An 18,113-nucleotide genomic window follows, 5' to 3' on the forward strand; every position below is an offset into this window, starting at 1 on the left:
TTTTAAATATAGTAATAAATAAAAGAACCACAATATAAACAAAAAAAATATAAATATAAATATTTTATATCATCTTTTAAATTTTTTATTAAATTTTTTATCATATCACTTTTAAAAATACAGAAGAGCAGAATAAAACTTAATGGATCTAAATATTTTTGGTAAATATAATTAACTTGAAACATCATAATTAGTATCAAGTATATAAACATATTTTCTTTAAAGTTTTCCATAATAAAATAAAAATTTATTAAAAAAGAAACAAATAAAACTAAATAAAAAAATAACAAAAAATTTTCATAATAAGAAATTTTAAATAACACACCACCACCTACACCAGTGGAATAATCGAAAAATTGCATTAAAAAAAAAGTGAGAAAAATAATTACTAATGAGTATTTAAAATTTTTTTTATAGAAAGAAAATATTTTTTTAATATTTTCTTTATTAAAATATAATGGTAATAAATAAATTGTAAATATAGTTGGAATTATAATTAAATTATTAAATAAATTCTTACTTAAAAAATTTGTAGAATAACTTAAATTTTCAGTATTAAAAACTGCGTTAATAGCTGGTAAACTTAAGATTAAAGAAATTATCAAATAAATTAAAATTATTTTTTTTTCAAATAAAATAAAAATTTTGTATGCAAAGAATAACCAAAAAACTGCATAATATTGTCTAGTGTATGATGCTAAAATTAATGCAAACAAGTTGAGTAAAGAAAAAATTAAAATCCTTTTTTCAGGTTTTTCATTTAATACCTTTAAATAAAAATAAATTGCCAATGAAAAAAAAATTAGTGCAATATTGTCATTTAAAGCCCAAATCGCATTGCTCCTAAAATAAACAGATAAAAATAGGATACCAGGTAAATATATTAAATAAGGGTTTTTTTGATCAAATCTTATCGAAATAATTTTGTAAAATATAATTGGTAAGAGTAACGACAAATGTAGAACTAAAAATTTTAAAGCAAGTACGTTTCCAAAAAAGGTGAAGATATAAGATAAAAAAATATAATAATATGGAAAATGGCTAATATTAAAATCATTAAAATTTTCAAATGTTGCATCAAAGTTAATTGAAAAAGCTATTATCGCTTTTGATATAATTTGAAAATCATGAATTGCACCTCCTGATGAGTTTTCATTCAAAAAAAAACCAATAAGCAAAGTTAAATAAAGAAAAAAAAAGAATAAAATTTTTTTATTAAAAGTTTTCATTGCTCAATATTTGATTAAATTTTTTAAAATGGCTAAATAAGGTAAAATTATTTGACATCTTTAGACTATTTATGATTATTTTATTTTTACTTTTTTTTAAATCCATAAATTCTGAAAATTTATATTTAAAACTTTCTAAATTATTAGATTCAAAAACCACTCCATTAACTTTATCCTGAATTAGTTCTTTTGGTCCATTTCCACAGTTGCTAGATAATATAGGTGTTTTACAAAATGCAGCTTCTATCAATACAAAACCTGGGTCTTCCCACAACGAGGATAAAATAAAGCCCTCAGAACTTCTTAAATATGAAAAAATATTTTCTACATGACCAATTAAAAAAATTTTATCTTCTAAATTTTTTTTTAAAATATAATTATTAATTTCTCTTTTTTCTTCACCTTCACCTGCTATTAATAAATTTATATTTGGATATTTTTTAATTAAACTATAAAAAGCTTTGCATAAAAACAGGAAATTTTTTTGTTTGGTTAGTCTTCCAGCAGCAAGAAAATATTTTTTTCCCTTAAATCTTAAAATTTCATCTTTCAAGAATTTTTTTTCATTTATCTTTTTTATATCTAATACTGGGTCATACAATAATTTTACTTTTTCTGGTGGAACAATTTTTAAACTCTTTATGTATATCATTGTATTTTTTGTTGGACATGTAATTAGATATATTTTTTTACATGCTATGGTCCATAAAAATTTTCTAAAAATTCCTAATTTTGGTAAACCCGAAATTCTTAAAATAAACTTTGTCTCAAACTTAAAAATCAAAAGAAGAAATAGTGGTAATGACGTGATCAATTGAATTATTAAATAATCAGGCTTTTCTTTTCTTAATAGGTTTTTTAAGGGAAAAAAAGATAATATAAAAATTAAAATGAAAGAAAAGCGACTTTTTATTTTTCCATATTTTGGAAAAAAATTAATCAAAGAACTTTTGTAAAAATTAATTGTATTTATTTTTTTTTTTTTTAATTCTTCATTAAAAGTATTAAATTCTCCAAAAAAATTTATTATAGAACAATGATTATCTTTAGAAAATTTTTGTAACGCAAAAGCTGAATTTACAACTGCTTTGGGTGTAGCAATTGGAGTTAAAAAAGGAGACCAATAAAAATATTTATTTTTCAATTTTAAATCTTTAATTTAAGTGTATTTTTTTCTTTTAATAATGTGTTTTAACAATATATCTCCTATAATATTTTATATAAATATATTATTAAATAAGAATATGAATGATTATAGTTACAAATTGGACAAATTTTTGTTTCCATTAATATCAAGTGTTGATAAGCCAAATATTTTAGAATTTGGTGTGCAAAACGGAACTTCAACGCTTAAATTTTTAGATATTTGTAATAAAAATGATGGACACTTATATTCAGCAGATGTGATTGATTGTTCTCATATTTCTAATAACCCTAGATGGCTTTTTATTAAAAGCAGAGACGATGAATTCGATTTAATTAAAGAAAAGATACCCAAGGAAATTGATGTTGTCTATTTAGATAGCCTACATGAGGCCTCTCATGTTAATAAAATATTTTATGCCTACTATAACATGCTTAAAGTTGGAGGTTATTTCTTTATTGATGACATCTCGCACCTTCCTTATTTAAAAAATAATGAGAGAAATAGTTTTTATTGTGAAATTAATAATAGGGAAACATTTCAAGAAATTTTAGCAATTTTTAATAAAAATTCTGATCTTTTTGAATTAAATTTTTCTTTTTATTCCTCAGGTCTGGCAATTATAAAAAAGGTAAGTGATCAAAAATTAAATACTAAAGTCAATATACTGTCGCGTGAAAAATCTCTTAAAAATATTTTTAGATTGATATGGAAAAACCTCAAAAAAGGTTAGTTATTTTTATGCCTTCAATGGATGGAGGGGGCGTTGAAAAAAATTTAATCATAATCACAAATTATTTATCAAAACATATTAAAAACTTAACTTTAATTACTTTTGATGACGGATTTAAAAAAAAATTTTCAAAAAAAATTAATATTATAAATTTTAAAAAAAAATCAAAGATAAATTTTACTAAGTATTTTAAATATTTAGTTTGCTTAATAATTTTGTCTAAAGAAATACTAAAAAATAGAAATACATCTGTTATTTCTTTTCAAGCTAACATTTATGCAATTATTCTATCAACTATCTTGAGATTTGAACTAATAATAAGATCAAATGCATCACCTTCTGGATGGACAAATAGTTTTTTTAAAAACTTTTTATTTAAAACATTTTTTAGATTTCCTAAATCTATAATTGTAAATAGTTTAGATTTTAAAAAAGAGATAGATAAAAAATTTAAGATAAAGTCTACTTTAATTTATAATCCTTTAAATAAAAACGAAATACTTAAAAAAAGTAAAGAAAAACTAAACTTTAAAATATTTAAAAAAAAAAAATCACTAAAATTAATAAATATCTCAAGGTTTACAGACCAAAAAGATCATATAACATTATTAAAAGCTTTTAATAATATTCATAAAAAAATTAATATTGAACTGTTAATTATGGGCTATGGTGCAAACAAGGACATGATCAATAAATATATCTTTAAAAATAAACTGAATGATAAAATTAAAATTTTAGGTTTTCAGGATAACCCCTACAAATTTTTAAAAAAAAGTGATATTTTTATATTAACTTCAAAGTTTGAAGGTTTACCGAATGTACTACTCGAGTCACTCGTTTTAAAAAAATTTATAATATCGACTGATTGTCGTACAGGTCCAAGAGAAATATTAAAAAATGGTAGATTTGGTTTTTTGTTCAAACCTCTAAATTATAAAAAATTATCAAAATTTATTTTAGAATATTCAATAAATAAAAAAAAATATAAAAATAAAGTATTACTAGGCTATAAAAGTTTAGATAGATTTGATTTAGATAAGAATAATAAAAAATATTTAATTGAAATTTTAAAAATATTATAAATGAAAATTTTACATTTAATTAAAGAAATTTTGTTTGATAATGTTGCAAAGCCAATCTTGAAAGAAAAAAAAATTTTATACAAAAGGCCACATTATGACTTTATTTCATATGGAAAAAAAAATCCTAAATTAATCTTTTACGTTATACGAAGATCTCCTGGAGCTGGATTATTTTCAAATTTAATATATGTCCTTAATCATTTAAAAATTGCTGAAAAGCACAACTTTATTCCAATAATCGATATGGAAAACTTCCCTACAATTTATAATGAGAAAAGGGCTATCAATGGTACAAAAAATTCATGGTTATACTATTTTAAACCAGTTTCCAAATATTCTCTTGCAGAAGTTTATAAAAGTAAAAATATAATTTTATCAAAAAATAGATTTTATGATGTATTTACTCATAAAATATATAATGAAAAATCTTTACTAAAACTATCCAAAAAAATAATTATAAAAAAAAATATTAAAGAAAAAGCTAATAATTTTTTAAATAAAATTTTTATTAACAAGCATAAAATTTTAGGCGTTCATTATAGAGGAACAAGCTATAAAGATGCAGCAAATCATCCATTTCCGCCAACATACAGTCAGTTAGTCAAAAAAATTGACAATTTAATTAAAATAAAAAGGTTTGATAAAATTTTTTTTGCAACTGAGGATGAGGGAATGTTTAACCAAATTAAACAAAAATATAAAAGTAAATTAATTTTTTATCATTCATTTAGATCTGTAAAAGATGATGCCTTTAAAAAATATACTCGTCCAAATCATCGTTTTAAACTAGGTGAGGAAATACTAATTGAAAGTTTAATATTATCTAAATGTAATACATTTTTATTTGTTGAAACAAATGTTAGTGCTTTTGTCAGATTCTTAAAGATTAAAAATCAAACTTTAATCCCATTTAATAATGGAATAAATTCATCTAATGCATTTATTGCAAAATGGCTATGGTATATAAAAAAAATGCTTCCAACAAAACTTGGGGGGTTTAGTTGATAGCCAAAATTTACTATATCTTTTAAAAATATGCTAAAAAATTTTCTAAAAAAAATTTTAACCAATTTAGGTCCTCAAACATATTTGAAAAAATATAAAAAAATAAAGATGCCTATTTTGAATAATATCAAACTGGATTCATTAGGTAATAAAAATAAACATAAGAAATTTTACATTATAAGAAGGTCTCCTGGTGCTGGTTTTTTTTCGAATCTTACCTATGTGCTTGGTCATTTAGAAATAGCAGAAAAGTATAGATTTACTCCTGTCGTAGATATGAAAAACTTTCCCACTATTTATAATGAGAAAAAATCTATAAATAATTCTACTAATTCTTGGGAGTATTATTTTAAAAAAGTTTCAAAGTATGATTTGAAAGAAGTTTACAAAAGTAAAAATTTAATTTTTACTAGCAATTTCTTTGAGAGTCATATGGCAACTGACATGGCTTCAAAAAAAAATTTTTATAAATTGCTTAAAAAATATATCCATATCAAGTTGAATATAAAAAGAGAAATAGATATTTTAAAAAAAAAAATTATGACGAATGATAAAGTTTTGGGTGTTCATTTTAGAGGAACCACTTATAAAACTGCAAGAGGACATGCTTTTCCTATACCTCTTGATTTAATGATTAAAAACTTAGATTTTTTAATTAAGAAATTTAAATATGATAAAATATTTATTGTTACAGAAGAGGAAAAATATTTAGATTATTTAAAAAAATATTACAAGAAAAAATTAATTTTTTTAAATGTTTTCAGAACAAATAAACTTGATGCATTTAAACACTACCCAAGATCTAAACATAGATATAAACTTGGTAAAGAAATATTAATTGAAACTATACTTTTATCTTATTGTTCAGGGTTAACATTTGTAAAATCAAATGTTAGTTCTGCTGCTATACTTTTTTCACGGAAAAAAATTAAACTTCATCCTTTATTTATTGGTTATAATTCTAGAAATAAATACATATCAAAATGGTATTGGTATTTCAAAAAAATATTACCTGAATGGATGGGTGGTTTTAGATTAAAATTTAAATAAATTTGTCAATAAGATGGAATTTATTTTATTATTTAATAAAATTAATGTGATATTTTAATTATGAAGTTTTGGTAATTTTCAGCATATTTTTTTCTTTTTAATTTACTATCATTATAAGCTTTTAAAATATGCATTTTTTCTGCCTTCTGTTTTATTTTTAATGAACTTACTTTGATGAGTTTAGAAGCTAAATCCTTATGATTATGCTTTTTAAAATAAACTCCTCTAAATGGTTTTTGTTCCTTATGAACTTTAATATCTGAAAGTATTATTTTTCTTCCATAACAATTAGCTTGATCAACAGTGTTACTCCATCCCTCACTCAATGAAGGATTTATTACACCAACACTATATTTCATTAAACATAATACATCTTCAAAAGGAACAACACCCAAAATTCTAAAATAGTTTTCTAATTTTTTTTCTTTTATATAATTTTTAAGATATTCAAAATGATTTGGAAATCTATAATCTGTAATGTTTCCACTTGATATTATATCAAAATTTAATTTTTTTTTTATCTGGTTAAGTGCTTTTAAAACAACAATATGATTTTTGTGTTTCCAGAAATGATTTGGTAAAAAAAAATATTTTTTTTTTAACGAATATTTTTTTTTTAAGTAATGGTAGTTTTTTAACTTTTCAGGTTTAATAATTTCATTAACATGCTTAAAAATTAATCCTTTTTCATAAGCTTGATTATTAATTTTTTTTAGATCATTTTTGACTGAAGTACTACTTATAATAATTTTTGTTGAGTGTTTTGCAGCCATTTTAATATCATAGGATCTAGCTAATATTTGCTTTGAGTTAAACAATTCTGGTAAATGGATTTCTTGAAAATCTGGAAACCACTTTAAGCTAATGATATTACTATTTTTTCCTAGATAGCTTGTATGTGATATAATATTTATATTATTTTTTTTTAAAAAATTATCTAAAAAAATATTTCTTCCAAAAATGCTAATTAATAAATTATTTATAATTTTTTTTCCTCTACTTTTTCGATCTACTAAATGAGTTTTTATTATTTTTACACCTTTAAAAAATAACTTTTCATTTTTTGTAAAATGATAATCTGTAATTATAATTGGTTTTATTTTCGAGTTTTTTATATTATTTATTGAATTTAAAAAATTTTTATAATAATTGCTAACTCCTAACCACCCACTTAATCTATAATTGATAATGAAACCTACATTTATCATAACTAAAGCTAGCTTAAATATTCTTGAATATGTCTATTCTATAACCTGGGTTATTTTTTTTTAAAAATTTTGCTGGATTTCCTACAACTATTTCATTTTGTTTTACATCTTTAGTAACCACAGCACCAGCTCCAACAATTGCATTCTTACCAATATTGATATCTGGTAAAATTGTTGCATTAGCACCTATAGTTGCATAATCACCAACAGTTACCCTGCCCGCAACATATGCTGATCCCATAATATGAACACCTTCTCCAATATTTGACTCATGGTCTACACAACTATTTGAATTTAAAATGCAATATTTACCAATTTTAACTTTTTTATGTACTATGCATGCTGGCATAGCTAACAATCCTTCTCCAATTTTAGAAGAATTGTCAATTATTGCGGATTTGCTTATTAGGCTGATGGGCTTTAATCCATAGGTTTCTAATTTTTGTGAAATTTTTACCCTTGCTAAACCATGTTCTCGAGCAATACCTACTGCAAAAAAATTAGATTTTTTTATCATATTTTTTAAATCTTTTTTTTTATTAGAAAAAATAGCTTTTGTTTCAAACTCTACATTTTTCATAAATGGATCAAAGATAAATTTTACTTTATATTTTTTTTTATCAATCATTTCAGTAATAATAAAACTTGTAGATTTTCCACCATAAATAATTATTGATTTCTGTAAAACTTTTTTTATCATTTATTTTTTGGGTATATTTTTTTCAATTTCTTTTTTGAACTTTATTATATCTTTATATTTTAAGTTGACATTTGAGGGCAAAACTAAAGTTTTTTCAAATAATTCTTTACTAATTTTTTCCTTATCTTTAACATAAATTGATTTAAACCCCTTAAGATCCGACATGGGCCAAAATCCTGACCTTATTTCAATACCTTTTTTTTCCAATAAATGAGCAAGTTTAATTACTTCTTTTTTATTAAGATTTTTAAAAAATAAACTATTCAGCCAAAAAACTGGAGATGAATTTTTTATTATTTTTTGAGTTAGTGAATAATCCTTATTTTTAAAAATTTTTTTATAAAAATTTCCAACCTGTTTTTTCCTTATCAGCATATCTTTAGAAAACCTCTCGATCTGTGCTCTACCAACAGCACCTAAAAGATGGGGCAACAAATAATTATATCCTTCACCTAAATGAAAATACTTCTTCCAGTAAGGATGTTTTTTTTTTCTATAAGGTGCATTTCTAGATGCCAAGAGAGAAATTTTTTGATAAATCTTATTATTATTTGTTGAAATCATTCCACCTTCACCTACTCCAATCATCTTTTCTGACCTTATTGAAAAAACACTTATTTCACCAAAACTGCCAATTTTTTTTTTATTAAGAGTTGCGCCAAGTGCTTCACTAGCATCTTCTATAACTTTAACACCTTTCGTTTTACAAAGTTTTATAATTTTAACTGTATCCTTTGCTGGGTGTCCATAAACATGAACTAGTTGCAATATTTTTGGCTTGTACTTATCAATAGCTTTTTTAACTAAATTATAATCTAGTCCTAATGTTTCTTTTTCAACTTCTACTATAATTGGAATGGCATTACATTGGGCGACTGAGGATATATTTGATACGCACGTGTAGTTTGGAATTATTACTTTGTCATTTGGTTTACAATTTAAACTTTTTAGAGCCAAATGAAGGGCTGCAGTTCCATTCTGCACAGCGAGAGAGTGTTTTCTATTTATTAATCTTGAAAATTTTTTTTCAAATATTTGTGTATGTGTTCCATTACTTGAAAGCCATCCAGTTTTTATAACATCTAAAACATATTTTTTTTCTAAATTTGAAAGAGACGGTAAATTAAGTGAGTATTTCATTTTTAAATTTTTAATTTTTATTTAATATTATAAATCTTATTTTTTTTATACCATTCAAATGTTTTAGAAAAATATGTATTAAAATTTGAAAACTTTTTATATTTCAAGAATTTCTTAATTTTGTTATTGTTACCATGCGTTTTTAAAACATCGGCTTTATGTATCTTTGTCATTTTAATGTCAATCTTATTATTATTTCTAAATTTATTCACTATATCTAAAATATTCTGAGGCTTATTTGAACATATATTAAAAATGTGATTACCGTTAATTTTTTTATTAATTAATTTTTCCATAATATTAATAACATCACCAATATAGGTGAAGTCTCTTAAATGATTTCCATAATTATTTAAATAAAAAATTTTTTTTAAAAAAAAGGATTTAAATAACTTAAACATGAACATATCAGGCCTTCCCCATTCTCCATAAATAGTAAAAAATCTTAAACCAATAAAATTAATTCCACTTATCTTATGATACATTTCTGCTGTTTCTTCATTTAATTTTTTACTTACAGCATAAATACTTTTAGGATTTAAATCTTCTTTTTCCTTTAAAGGAAAATTTATACTATCTCCATAAACAGAGCTTGAAGAAGCATATATAATATTTTTTACTTTATTTTTTTTAGCTTCATCTATTAAATTTAAAAAACCAAATATATTAGAGTCTATGTATTTACTTGGATTTTCAAAGGAATACCTAACACCTGCTTGAGCTGCTAAATGTATTATTTTATCAAATTTTTTTTTTTTAAAAAAATTATTCAATTTTTTTTTATTCACAATATCAACTTTTTTAAAAGTAAAATTTAAATTTTTATTTAAAATATTTAATCTTTTTTTTTTCAGTGATATTGAATAATAAGAGTCAAAATTATCAATTCCAAAAACCTTATGTTTTTTTTTCAATAAATGTTGTGCTATACTAAAACCAATAAATCCAACAACACCTGTAATTAAAACTTTCATATCTTTGATATATTTTTTAGATATTTATAAATAAAAATTATTAGTACTAAAAATCTATTTTGCCCATTATCTAATCTAATTCCAATTTCTTCCATAAAATGGTCCTTAAACTTAATAGTACTTGAGTAGCCACCTCTTCTAAAAGTTCCAAATATTTCATTTTTTTCGGTGCCGATCCCTTTTAGTTTTTCTTTTACTATCATTCTAAAAAAATAATCATAGTCAGCTGAATATTTGTATTTTAAATTATACAATCCAACTTTTTTTGCTGAATCTGTTTTTATAAAAAAACCTGTCGAGTGACTTGAATAAAATCCCCAGCTCCAATAAATCTTATAAGGTTTAAAACCATATAAAACTCCCCAGTGTTTTTTCACTGCACCAAAGAAAAAATCTTTTTCTGGATATTTTTTTATATACTTGGTTAATATTTCAAATGTCTGGTCTGAATAATTATCATCTGAATTCAAAAAACCTAAATACTCTCCCCTAGCTAACATCATACCCTTATTAAAAGCATCATAGATACCCATATCTTTTTCCGAACACCAATAATCTATTTTATTTTCATACTTTTTTATTATGTCAATTGTCTTATCAGTTGAGCCTCCATCTACAATTATATGTTCGTAGTTATGGTATTTTTGCTTATGAAGACTTAATATGCTTTCTTCTAAAAATTTTTCATTATTAAATACGGCAGTAATAATAGTTAATAAAGGTTTACCTTCTTTACTTTCTTTAAATATGTTTTTTTTTCTTAATCCACCTTCTTCTTTATTATTATTAGTTATTTTGTAAGTATTTTGATTCACTTTTAAATTTCTTTATTTATTAATTTTTTGATAACATTAAAATAATCATTTTTAGCTTTCCATTTAATATTTTTTTTAATTTTTTCTGGATTGGCGTAGTTTTCCTGGATTTCAAAGTTTCTAAAAAAATTTTTGTTAACAATAGTATATTCTTTCCAATTCAGATTATAGTTTTTAAAAAATAACTGAATTATTTTTTTGAGTTGGACAGTTTTTTTGGTAGCTACTATATAATCGGTGATTTGATTTGAATTCATTATTTTATAGCATGCCTCCATATAATCAGGTGCCCAACCCCAATCTCTTTTAATATCAATATTCCCTACTTTTAACCTGTTTTTCTTATTTTTTTTTATTTCATTTAAACTATTAATAATTTTTTTAAAAATAAATTCTTTGGGTCTTAAAGAAGATTCGTGGTTGAAAAAGTGTGCTGTGCACACTGGTATTTTGTACATTCGCCTATACGATTTGACTATTTCGTAACCTATTAATTTTGATAAACCATAAGGACTGACGGGTTTTTTTTTACTTTCTTCATTTATTCTCTTTTTTTTATTTATATTTCCAAAAATTTCAGCACTACCTGCGTATAAAAATTTAGTTTTATTTTTTTTTTGCTTAACTATAAAATCTAATATTGACTTTAAAGGTTCTATTTGACTTTTATATGTCTCTAAACTTTTTGTAAAAGATTTGGTTACACTCGATTGTCCACTTAAAAAATATATTTCATTAAAGTTTTGACTAAGTATTTTGTTAATTTTTTTATTATCTAATTTTGTTAATAATTGTAATTTTATTTTCTTTAATAAATCTAATTTTTTTAGATTAACAAATTTTTTTCTTCTATAAATCCCAGTTACACTGTATTTTTTTTCTACTAAGTATTTAGCTAAATATGAACCATCTTGACCTGTGATACCAAAAATTAATGCTTTTTTTTTCATTTAATTAATTTAATTTTTCAAATATTAAATATTTTTTTACAAATTTTCTGGACATGATTTAGATCTTTATTTGTTAGATCATAATAAATGGGCAATGAAATAACTCTATCAAAAAAAAATAAAGAATTTTTAAAATTATTTTTTTTTATTCCATATTTTTTTATATAATATGGTTGCAAATTGACAGGTATATAATGTACTTGAAGTTTAATACCGTGCCTATAAAATTCTTTAATTACTTTATCTTTAGTTTTTTTGATTTTATTAAAATTAACCAATAATGGATATAAATGATATGAGCTAGTTTTATTATTATTTTTTTTTGGAATTATAAATTTCTCTTTGTCTTTAAAAAAATTATCATAAATTCTTGATACCTCTTTTCTTTTTTTAACAAATTTATCTATTTTTTTTAATTGACTAATTCCTAAAGCGCAATTTAAGTCTGGTAATCTAAAATTATAGCCTAAACTAGAAACGGTATATTTCCAAAAAATGTCTTTTTTTCTTGATATTCCATGTGATCTTAATAGTTTAATTTCATTATCATGCTTTTTGTTGTTTAAAAGTATTGCTCCACCTTCACCTGTAGTTATTGCTTTAACAGGATGAAAACTCAGTGAGACAAAATCTGCAAATTTTGATGCATATCCTTCATTTTTTTTAATGGCCGAACCCATTGAATGACAACAATCATTTATAAGTTTAATATTATATTTATTTCTTAATATAACGAATTTTTCCCATTCTGCTGGTTGCCCTCCATAATCAGTTACAATTGCTGCTTTAATCTTTTTTTTTTTATCTTTTTTTAATGCTTCCTCAAGCTTTATTGGGTCCATACAATAGTTTCTCAAACTAATATCAACAAAAAGTGGGCTGGCTCCACAATGTTCAATTGAATTCACAGAAGAAATAAATGTAATTGGTGGAACGGCAACTAAATCCCCTTTTTTCCATTTTAATATTTTGCCAATTAAAAAAAGTGCAGCAGATCCATTGGATACAACTGAAGCATATTTGCTCTTAAATTTTTTACTTAATTCTTTTTCAAATTTTTTTACTAAAGGTCCTTGTGTTAAATAATCACTTTTTAGAACCTTAGTTACTTCTTTAATATCAGTATTATCTATGTACTGTCTCCCATAATTTATCATAAATAAAAAAAAATTTTAATTTTCACTTTGAAAACTTGAAATCAATAATTGTAGCTTTTTTATAGATAAAAAGTTTTTATTATTCCTACTATTGTAGGAAAATATTTTTCTTTTAAGTTGTGTTTTTTTATACGAGGGCAAAATTACATAATGATCTCTTTTATCAATAGTGTTCAAAGAATCGCTTTCACAAACTAATTCTTCATGTAGTTTTTCACCTGCTCTTATACCTATATATTTTATCTTCAGATTTTTATTTATAGCCTTAATTAAATCTAATATTTTGTAAGAAGGCATTTTAGGTATAAATATTTCTCCTCCTTCCATTTGATCTATACACTTAAGTACAAATTTCACAGACTCATCTAAGGTTATATTAAATCTTGTCATATCTTTATCTGTAACTGTAACATAATCCTGTATTCGATTTTGTTTTAAAAATAGTGGTATTACCGAGCCTCGGCTACCCATTACGTTTCCATATCTTACAACTGAAAATTTGCATCTTTTTTTGCCCTTAAAAATATTAGCTGAAGTAAACAGTTTATCTGATACTAGTTTAGTCGCACCGTAAAGGTTTATTGGGGCAGCTGCCTTATCCGTGCTTAATGCTATTACTTTAGAAATATTTTTTTCTAAACATACTTCAATTACATTTTGTGCACCCATTATATTAGTTTTTACAGTTTCAAATGGATTATATTCTGTGGCTGGTACTTGCTTTAATGCTGCTGTATGCACAACAATATCTACCTCCTCATTTATTGCTGCTCTTAGTCTATCTTTATCTCTCACATCACCAATAAAAAATCTAAATAATTTTAAGTTTTCTTGAATAAGTTTTAAATTTTTCAATTCGAACTGTTTAAATTCATCTCTACTAAAAATAATAATTTTTTTTGCAATTTTTTTTTTAAGTAAAATTTCAATAAAGTTTTTTGAAAATGACCCTGTTCCACCAGTTATAAAATAAGTTTTTTTCATTTTTTTTCAATACTCTTATCACAGATTTATTTTGTATTTACAAAATATAATCACATTTTGAAAGGTTACTTTTATTGTGAGAAACAATTATCATTGTTTTGTCCTTGTTTGTTTCATATAACGTACCTATAATTAATTTTTCATTTGTTTCATCATGTTTATTAGTAATCTCATCAAATATCATAATATCAGCAATTATAAAGGTTAAAATAAAAGTAGAAATATTGAAGACAGTATAGCTAAGAAATTAATTAACAATTTATATTTATTCTCACTTAAAAAATTTATAAATAAATTTCCTAATATAATACCAATAAACAAAACGGTGATTAAATTAACATAATCTGAAAAAAAAATTGAACCTTTAAAAATAAAATTTATTAAACCGTATTGAATCAAAGCTAAAAGCAAATAAAAAATGGTAATGCTGTATCTGGCATGAATTTTTTGTTTGTCAGTTGATAAAATCAGGGACATTAAGGTTCCACCTGAATTTGTTAGTCCATGTATAACTCCTACTATTGAAAGAATAGATATTCTAAAAAAATTAATTTTATAAGAGATTTTATCTTTTAACATAACTAATAAAATTGAGCATATTATTATAATAGAAACTAAAAATTTAAAGTTTATATATTCTTGAAAAAACTTAAGAATAAATAAACCAACAATTATAGATGGCACGCAAGCTATAAAAAACTTAAATAACTCTTTCAAAGATACTGGCTCAATTTTTTTAATTGTTAATTTCATTATTATCATATTTATGAAGCTAGTTAATATCGATAAAGGTAATAATAAAAAAAAAATATCTACAATATTGTACCCAATTAATAACAAAAAAGGTGTTCCGAGAACTAATATCCCTACTCCCGCTGATGATTGAAGCGCTATTATTAAACACAAATAACTTAAAACAAAATAATTATCTAACATTTTTTTATTATTAAATGAGTTTAATATAAGATGTTCTTATTTCACTTAAAATATAATTTAAATTTTAATTTATATTACTAGAAGTTGAGTATTTTTTATATAATTTAATGTGTTGTTTGAAGGACAAATAATTAAATATAATTTTAAACGTCTTTTCTAAAGTAATTTTCTAAAAAACCAAGTCATGGGAGAACTGAGATTCTTAAAATGTATTTAGTTTTAAAATTGATAGATAATAAAAGTATTAATGGCAATAAAGTAATAAGATGAATCATTATAAAATCTAGCTTATCTTTTTTTAATATTTTAAAAAATAAAAAGAGACCCAACAAAAAAATTGTAATAAATGAAAATCTACTTTTAATTTTACCCTCATAAGGCAGAAATTTTCCAAAAAAATTAAAGATGAAACTTTGATAATTTTTCTAATATTATATTAGAGAATTAACTGAATTAATCACAACCTTGCAAGTGGCTACTGAAGATAAAAAGGGAGACCGATAATATATTTTTTTTCTCAAAATATTTTTAAGTTTTATTTTTGATAAATTAGTAATATAAAAATATATTTTATACTAAGAAAAATTAAATAAAATATGAAGAAAAATAAAATAAATTTAGCTTATAAAAATTTAGATAGATTTGACTACGAATTCAATTGCAAGAAATATTTAACGATTGTAAAAAAACATATATGAATTTGAATTTTTCTGACCCACAAATAAGATATTTAATAGATTATGCAAATCTTAAACACGGACTAATTAAATATCAAAACGATTTTTTAAACGAATACCAATTTAAAGAATTTGAAAAAAAACCACACTATGGTTTTCCATTAATTTTACCTGTTGGAATAAAATATTTTAACTATAAAAAAAAATATATTTTTAAACTTGATAAAAAAAAAACTTTAAAAAATATTTTTAAAAGTAACAATAAAAATTACGTTGGAGCAAAAATTTTTTTTCAATTTAGTAATGAGTTTGCATATAATGTTAAAATTAAAAAAAAATATATGGGCTATCTTGATAAAATTAATCAAATTAATCAAAAATTAATAAATAAAATTAAATTTTTTAAAAAAAACTCATACGTAAGTGCTTTCCAAACAAGAAATATTCCACATTTCGGTCATGAAGTGATTATAAAAAAATTAATGGAAAAAAAAGGTATAGTGATAATCAATCCACTTGTTGGAATGAAAAAAAAAGGAGACTTTAAAAATGAGATACTTCTTAAAATTTACAAAAACCTTCTCTCTATTAAAGAGTACAAAAACAAAGTTTTTTTTAAACCATTGATTGCTAATATGCATTATGCTGGCCCTAGAGAAGCAATACATCACATTAATTTAAGAGAAATGGTTGGATTTAATAGATTTACTGTTGGTAGAGATCATGCTGGTGCACAAAATAATTACCAGCCTTTGGATGCATATAAAGCTGCTGCCAAAAACAAAAAAAAATTTAAAATTGATGTTTTCTTACATAAAGGATCTTATTTTTGCAAAGATTGCAAAAGAGTCATGCTGAGGTCTGATTGTAATCATAAAAATTATTCAGAAATTTCTGGAAGTCAATTTAGATCAAAATTATTAACAAAAAAATATTTTAAGTATGCTAGAAGATCAATCCAAATGTATATATTTAAATTTAAAAATAAACTATTTTACAAATGAAAATTTTACCAACTATTGGTCCTGAAACTGTTAAAAAACAAAATTTAAAATTTTTGTTGAATAGAACAGATATGGTAAGAATTAACAGTTCTCACAATTCAATAGAGTGGCATAAAGCAACAATTAAAAAAATAAAAAGCATCAATCCACAAAGTGTAATTTTGGTCGACTTTCCAGGTATAAAACCTAGGACAAATAATGCAATCTCAAAAAATATAAAAAAAAATGAAATTATTACTTTTCGATATGGAAATAAAATTACAAATAATGATATTCTATTAACTAAACCTCTACCAATAAACATTAAAGCAAAATATTTTTCTTTAGATGATGGAAAGTTTTATTTTAAATTAATTTCAAAAAATAATAATTCAATAAAAGGAAAATCATTACAAAATTGTATTATAAAATCTAAAAAAGGTCTAAATATTCCAGGCTCAATTTATAACGATAAACTTCAAGAAAAAATTTATATGAAATATTTTAAACTTTTCTCAAATTCAAAAATTGATGCAGTTGGGCTTAGCTTTGTTCAAAATAAAAAAACTATTCAAAAAATTAAAAAAAAATTTCCAGAACTTATTTTAATATCCAAAGTTGAGAATAGTGAAGGTTTAAAAAATGTTGAAGAAATTTCGAAGTTTTCTGATGCTATAATGATAGACAGGGGAGATTTATCAGCTGAAATAGGCAATAATAACTTATACAATGGTATTAATAGAATTTCAAAATACTGCAAGAAATTTGGGAAGCCATTAATCATGGCAACTGATAATTTGGAATCACTATACAATCAAAACACTCCATCAAAAAATGATATTGTTTCCTTGGGACATTCAATGGATGTAAATTCGGATATGATCATGCTTAGTGAAGAAACTGCAATATCTTCTAGATGGAAAAAAATTTTTACTTGGCTAGAAAAATTTATTAATTCAACAAAAAAAAATGAAAATATTTCTTTTTCAAAAGAAATTTTTTGGAATATTACAGAACTCACAAAAAATTATACATTAATTGTATTTACTAGATATGGATTAATGTTTGATAAAATATTTCAAAACAATATTAATAATAAAGTAATTGTATTTACAGATAGAGTTAAAACATTCAATTTATCAAAATATTATAAAAACACAGAATGCATATTTACAAAAAAATTCAATAACAAGAATATCAGTAAATTTTATTTTGATAACATTAAAAAATATAAAAATAAAATTTTTGAGAAAAATAATTATGCATTTCTAATTACTATTTCTTTTCCTAAAAAAGGTACAACTGCTAATTCAATTTCATTATTAAAAAAAGAAGATATTTAGTTT

At 22.7% G+C, this 18,113-nt stretch carries 17 protein-coding genes; 6 read left to right on the top strand and 11 right to left on the bottom strand.

Annotated features, from left to right (window positions below):
* Positions 1 to 2 precede the first annotated feature (2 nt).
* Both VP91_RS00970 and VP91_RS00975 read right to left on the bottom strand, forming a co-directional pair.
* Complete coding sequence (locus VP91_RS00970; protein ID WP_169035580.1) at positions 3 to 1,229, bottom strand: hypothetical protein; 1,227 nt, start codon at positions 1,227 to 1,229, stop codon at positions 3 to 5.
* A complete protein-coding gene (locus tag VP91_RS00975) occupies positions 1,216 to 2,373 on the bottom strand; it encodes a glycosyltransferase (RefSeq protein WP_169035581.1) in 1,158 nt (385 codons plus the stop codon). The genes VP91_RS00970 and VP91_RS00975 overlap by 14 nt, the downstream gene beginning before the upstream one ends.
* Positions 2,374 to 2,473: 100 nt before the next feature.
* On the opposite strand from VP91_RS00975, the gene VP91_RS00980 reads away from it, so the two are divergent.
* The 4 genes from VP91_RS00980 to VP91_RS00995 are packed head-to-tail and all read left to right on the top strand — an operon-like array spanning position 2,474 to position 6,243.
* A complete protein-coding gene (locus VP91_RS00980) occupies positions 2,474 to 3,106 on the top strand; it encodes a class I SAM-dependent methyltransferase (RefSeq protein ID WP_169035582.1) in 633 nt (210 codons plus the stop codon).
* Positions 3,082 to 4,188 (top strand): glycosyltransferase, encoded by a 1,107-nt coding sequence (locus VP91_RS00985; protein ID WP_169035583.1) that lies wholly within the window; start codon positions 3,082 to 3,084, stop codon positions 4,186 to 4,188. Before VP91_RS00980 ends, VP91_RS00985 begins: the two co-directional genes overlap by 25 nt.
* Positions 4,189 to 5,193, top strand: a complete 1,005-nt coding sequence (locus VP91_RS00990) for a hypothetical protein (RefSeq protein WP_169035584.1) — start codon at positions 4,189 to 4,191, stop codon at positions 5,191 to 5,193.
* A 30-nt stretch (positions 5,194 to 5,223) separates the two neighbouring features.
* A complete protein-coding gene (locus VP91_RS00995; RefSeq protein WP_169035585.1) occupies positions 5,224 to 6,243 on the top strand; it encodes a hypothetical protein in 1,020 nt (339 codons plus the stop codon).
* Between the two features lie 41 nt (positions 6,244 to 6,284).
* On the opposite strand, the gene VP91_RS01000 is transcribed toward VP91_RS00995, so the two are convergent.
* The 9 genes from VP91_RS01000 to VP91_RS01040 form a co-directional block, all read right to left on the bottom strand.
* Positions 6,285 to 7,451 (bottom strand): glycosyltransferase, encoded by a 1,167-nt coding sequence (locus VP91_RS01000; RefSeq protein ID WP_169035586.1) that lies wholly within the window; start codon positions 7,449 to 7,451, stop codon positions 6,285 to 6,287.
* Between the two features lie 13 nt (positions 7,452 to 7,464).
* On the bottom strand, positions 7,465 to 8,151 hold the full coding sequence (locus tag VP91_RS01005; protein WP_169035587.1) for a NeuD/PglB/VioB family sugar acetyltransferase: 687 nt from the start codon (positions 8,149 to 8,151) through the stop codon (positions 7,465 to 7,467).
* Positions 8,152 to 9,291, bottom strand: coding sequence for a DegT/DnrJ/EryC1/StrS family aminotransferase (locus VP91_RS01010; RefSeq protein WP_169035588.1), 1,140 nt, complete (start codon positions 9,289 to 9,291; stop codon positions 8,152 to 8,154). It abuts the gene before it with no gap.
* Positions 9,292 to 9,308: 17 nt separating this feature from the next.
* On the bottom strand, positions 9,309 to 10,265 hold the full coding sequence (locus VP91_RS01015; RefSeq protein WP_169035589.1) for an NAD-dependent epimerase/dehydratase family protein: 957 nt from the start codon (positions 10,263 to 10,265) through the stop codon (positions 9,309 to 9,311).
* Entirely contained in the window at positions 10,262 to 11,080 is an 819-nt protein-coding gene (locus tag VP91_RS01020) for a glycosyltransferase (RefSeq protein ID WP_211181491.1), read from the bottom strand. Before VP91_RS01020 ends, VP91_RS01015 begins: the two co-directional genes overlap by 4 nt.
* Positions 11,081 to 11,082: 2 nt before the next feature.
* Entirely contained in the window at positions 11,083 to 12,030 is a 948-nt protein-coding gene (locus VP91_RS01025; protein WP_169035590.1) for a GDP-mannose 4,6-dehydratase, read from the bottom strand.
* Between the two features lie 17 nt (positions 12,031 to 12,047).
* Entirely contained in the window at positions 12,048 to 13,187 is a 1,140-nt protein-coding gene (locus VP91_RS01030; protein ID WP_169035591.1) for an aminotransferase class I/II-fold pyridoxal phosphate-dependent enzyme, read from the bottom strand.
* 15 nt (positions 13,188 to 13,202) lie between these two features.
* On the bottom strand, positions 13,203 to 14,171 hold the full coding sequence (gene pseB, locus VP91_RS01035; RefSeq protein ID WP_169035592.1) for a UDP-N-acetylglucosamine 4,6-dehydratase (inverting): 969 nt from the start codon (positions 14,169 to 14,171) through the stop codon (positions 13,203 to 13,205).
* A 204-nt stretch (positions 14,172 to 14,375) separates the two neighbouring features.
* A complete protein-coding gene (locus VP91_RS01040) occupies positions 14,376 to 15,107 on the bottom strand; it encodes a TSUP family transporter (protein ID WP_169035593.1) in 732 nt (243 codons plus the stop codon).
* Between the two features lie 694 nt (positions 15,108 to 15,801).
* Between VP91_RS01040 and VP91_RS01045 the strand changes: the two genes are divergently transcribed.
* Positions 15,802 to 16,788, top strand: coding sequence for a hypothetical protein (locus VP91_RS01045; RefSeq protein WP_169035594.1), 987 nt, complete (start codon positions 15,802 to 15,804; stop codon positions 16,786 to 16,788).
* Entirely contained in the window at positions 16,785 to 18,110 is a 1,326-nt protein-coding gene (locus VP91_RS01050) for a pyruvate kinase (RefSeq protein ID WP_169035595.1), read from the top strand. The genes VP91_RS01045 and VP91_RS01050 overlap by 4 nt, the downstream gene beginning before the upstream one ends.
* Positions 18,111 to 18,113: the final 3 nt, after the last annotated feature.

It is taken from the genome of Candidatus Pelagibacter communis, from assembly GCF_012932795.1.
GTDB classification, from domain to species: Bacteria; Pseudomonadota; Alphaproteobacteria; order Pelagibacterales; family Pelagibacteraceae; genus Pelagibacter; species Pelagibacter ubique_S.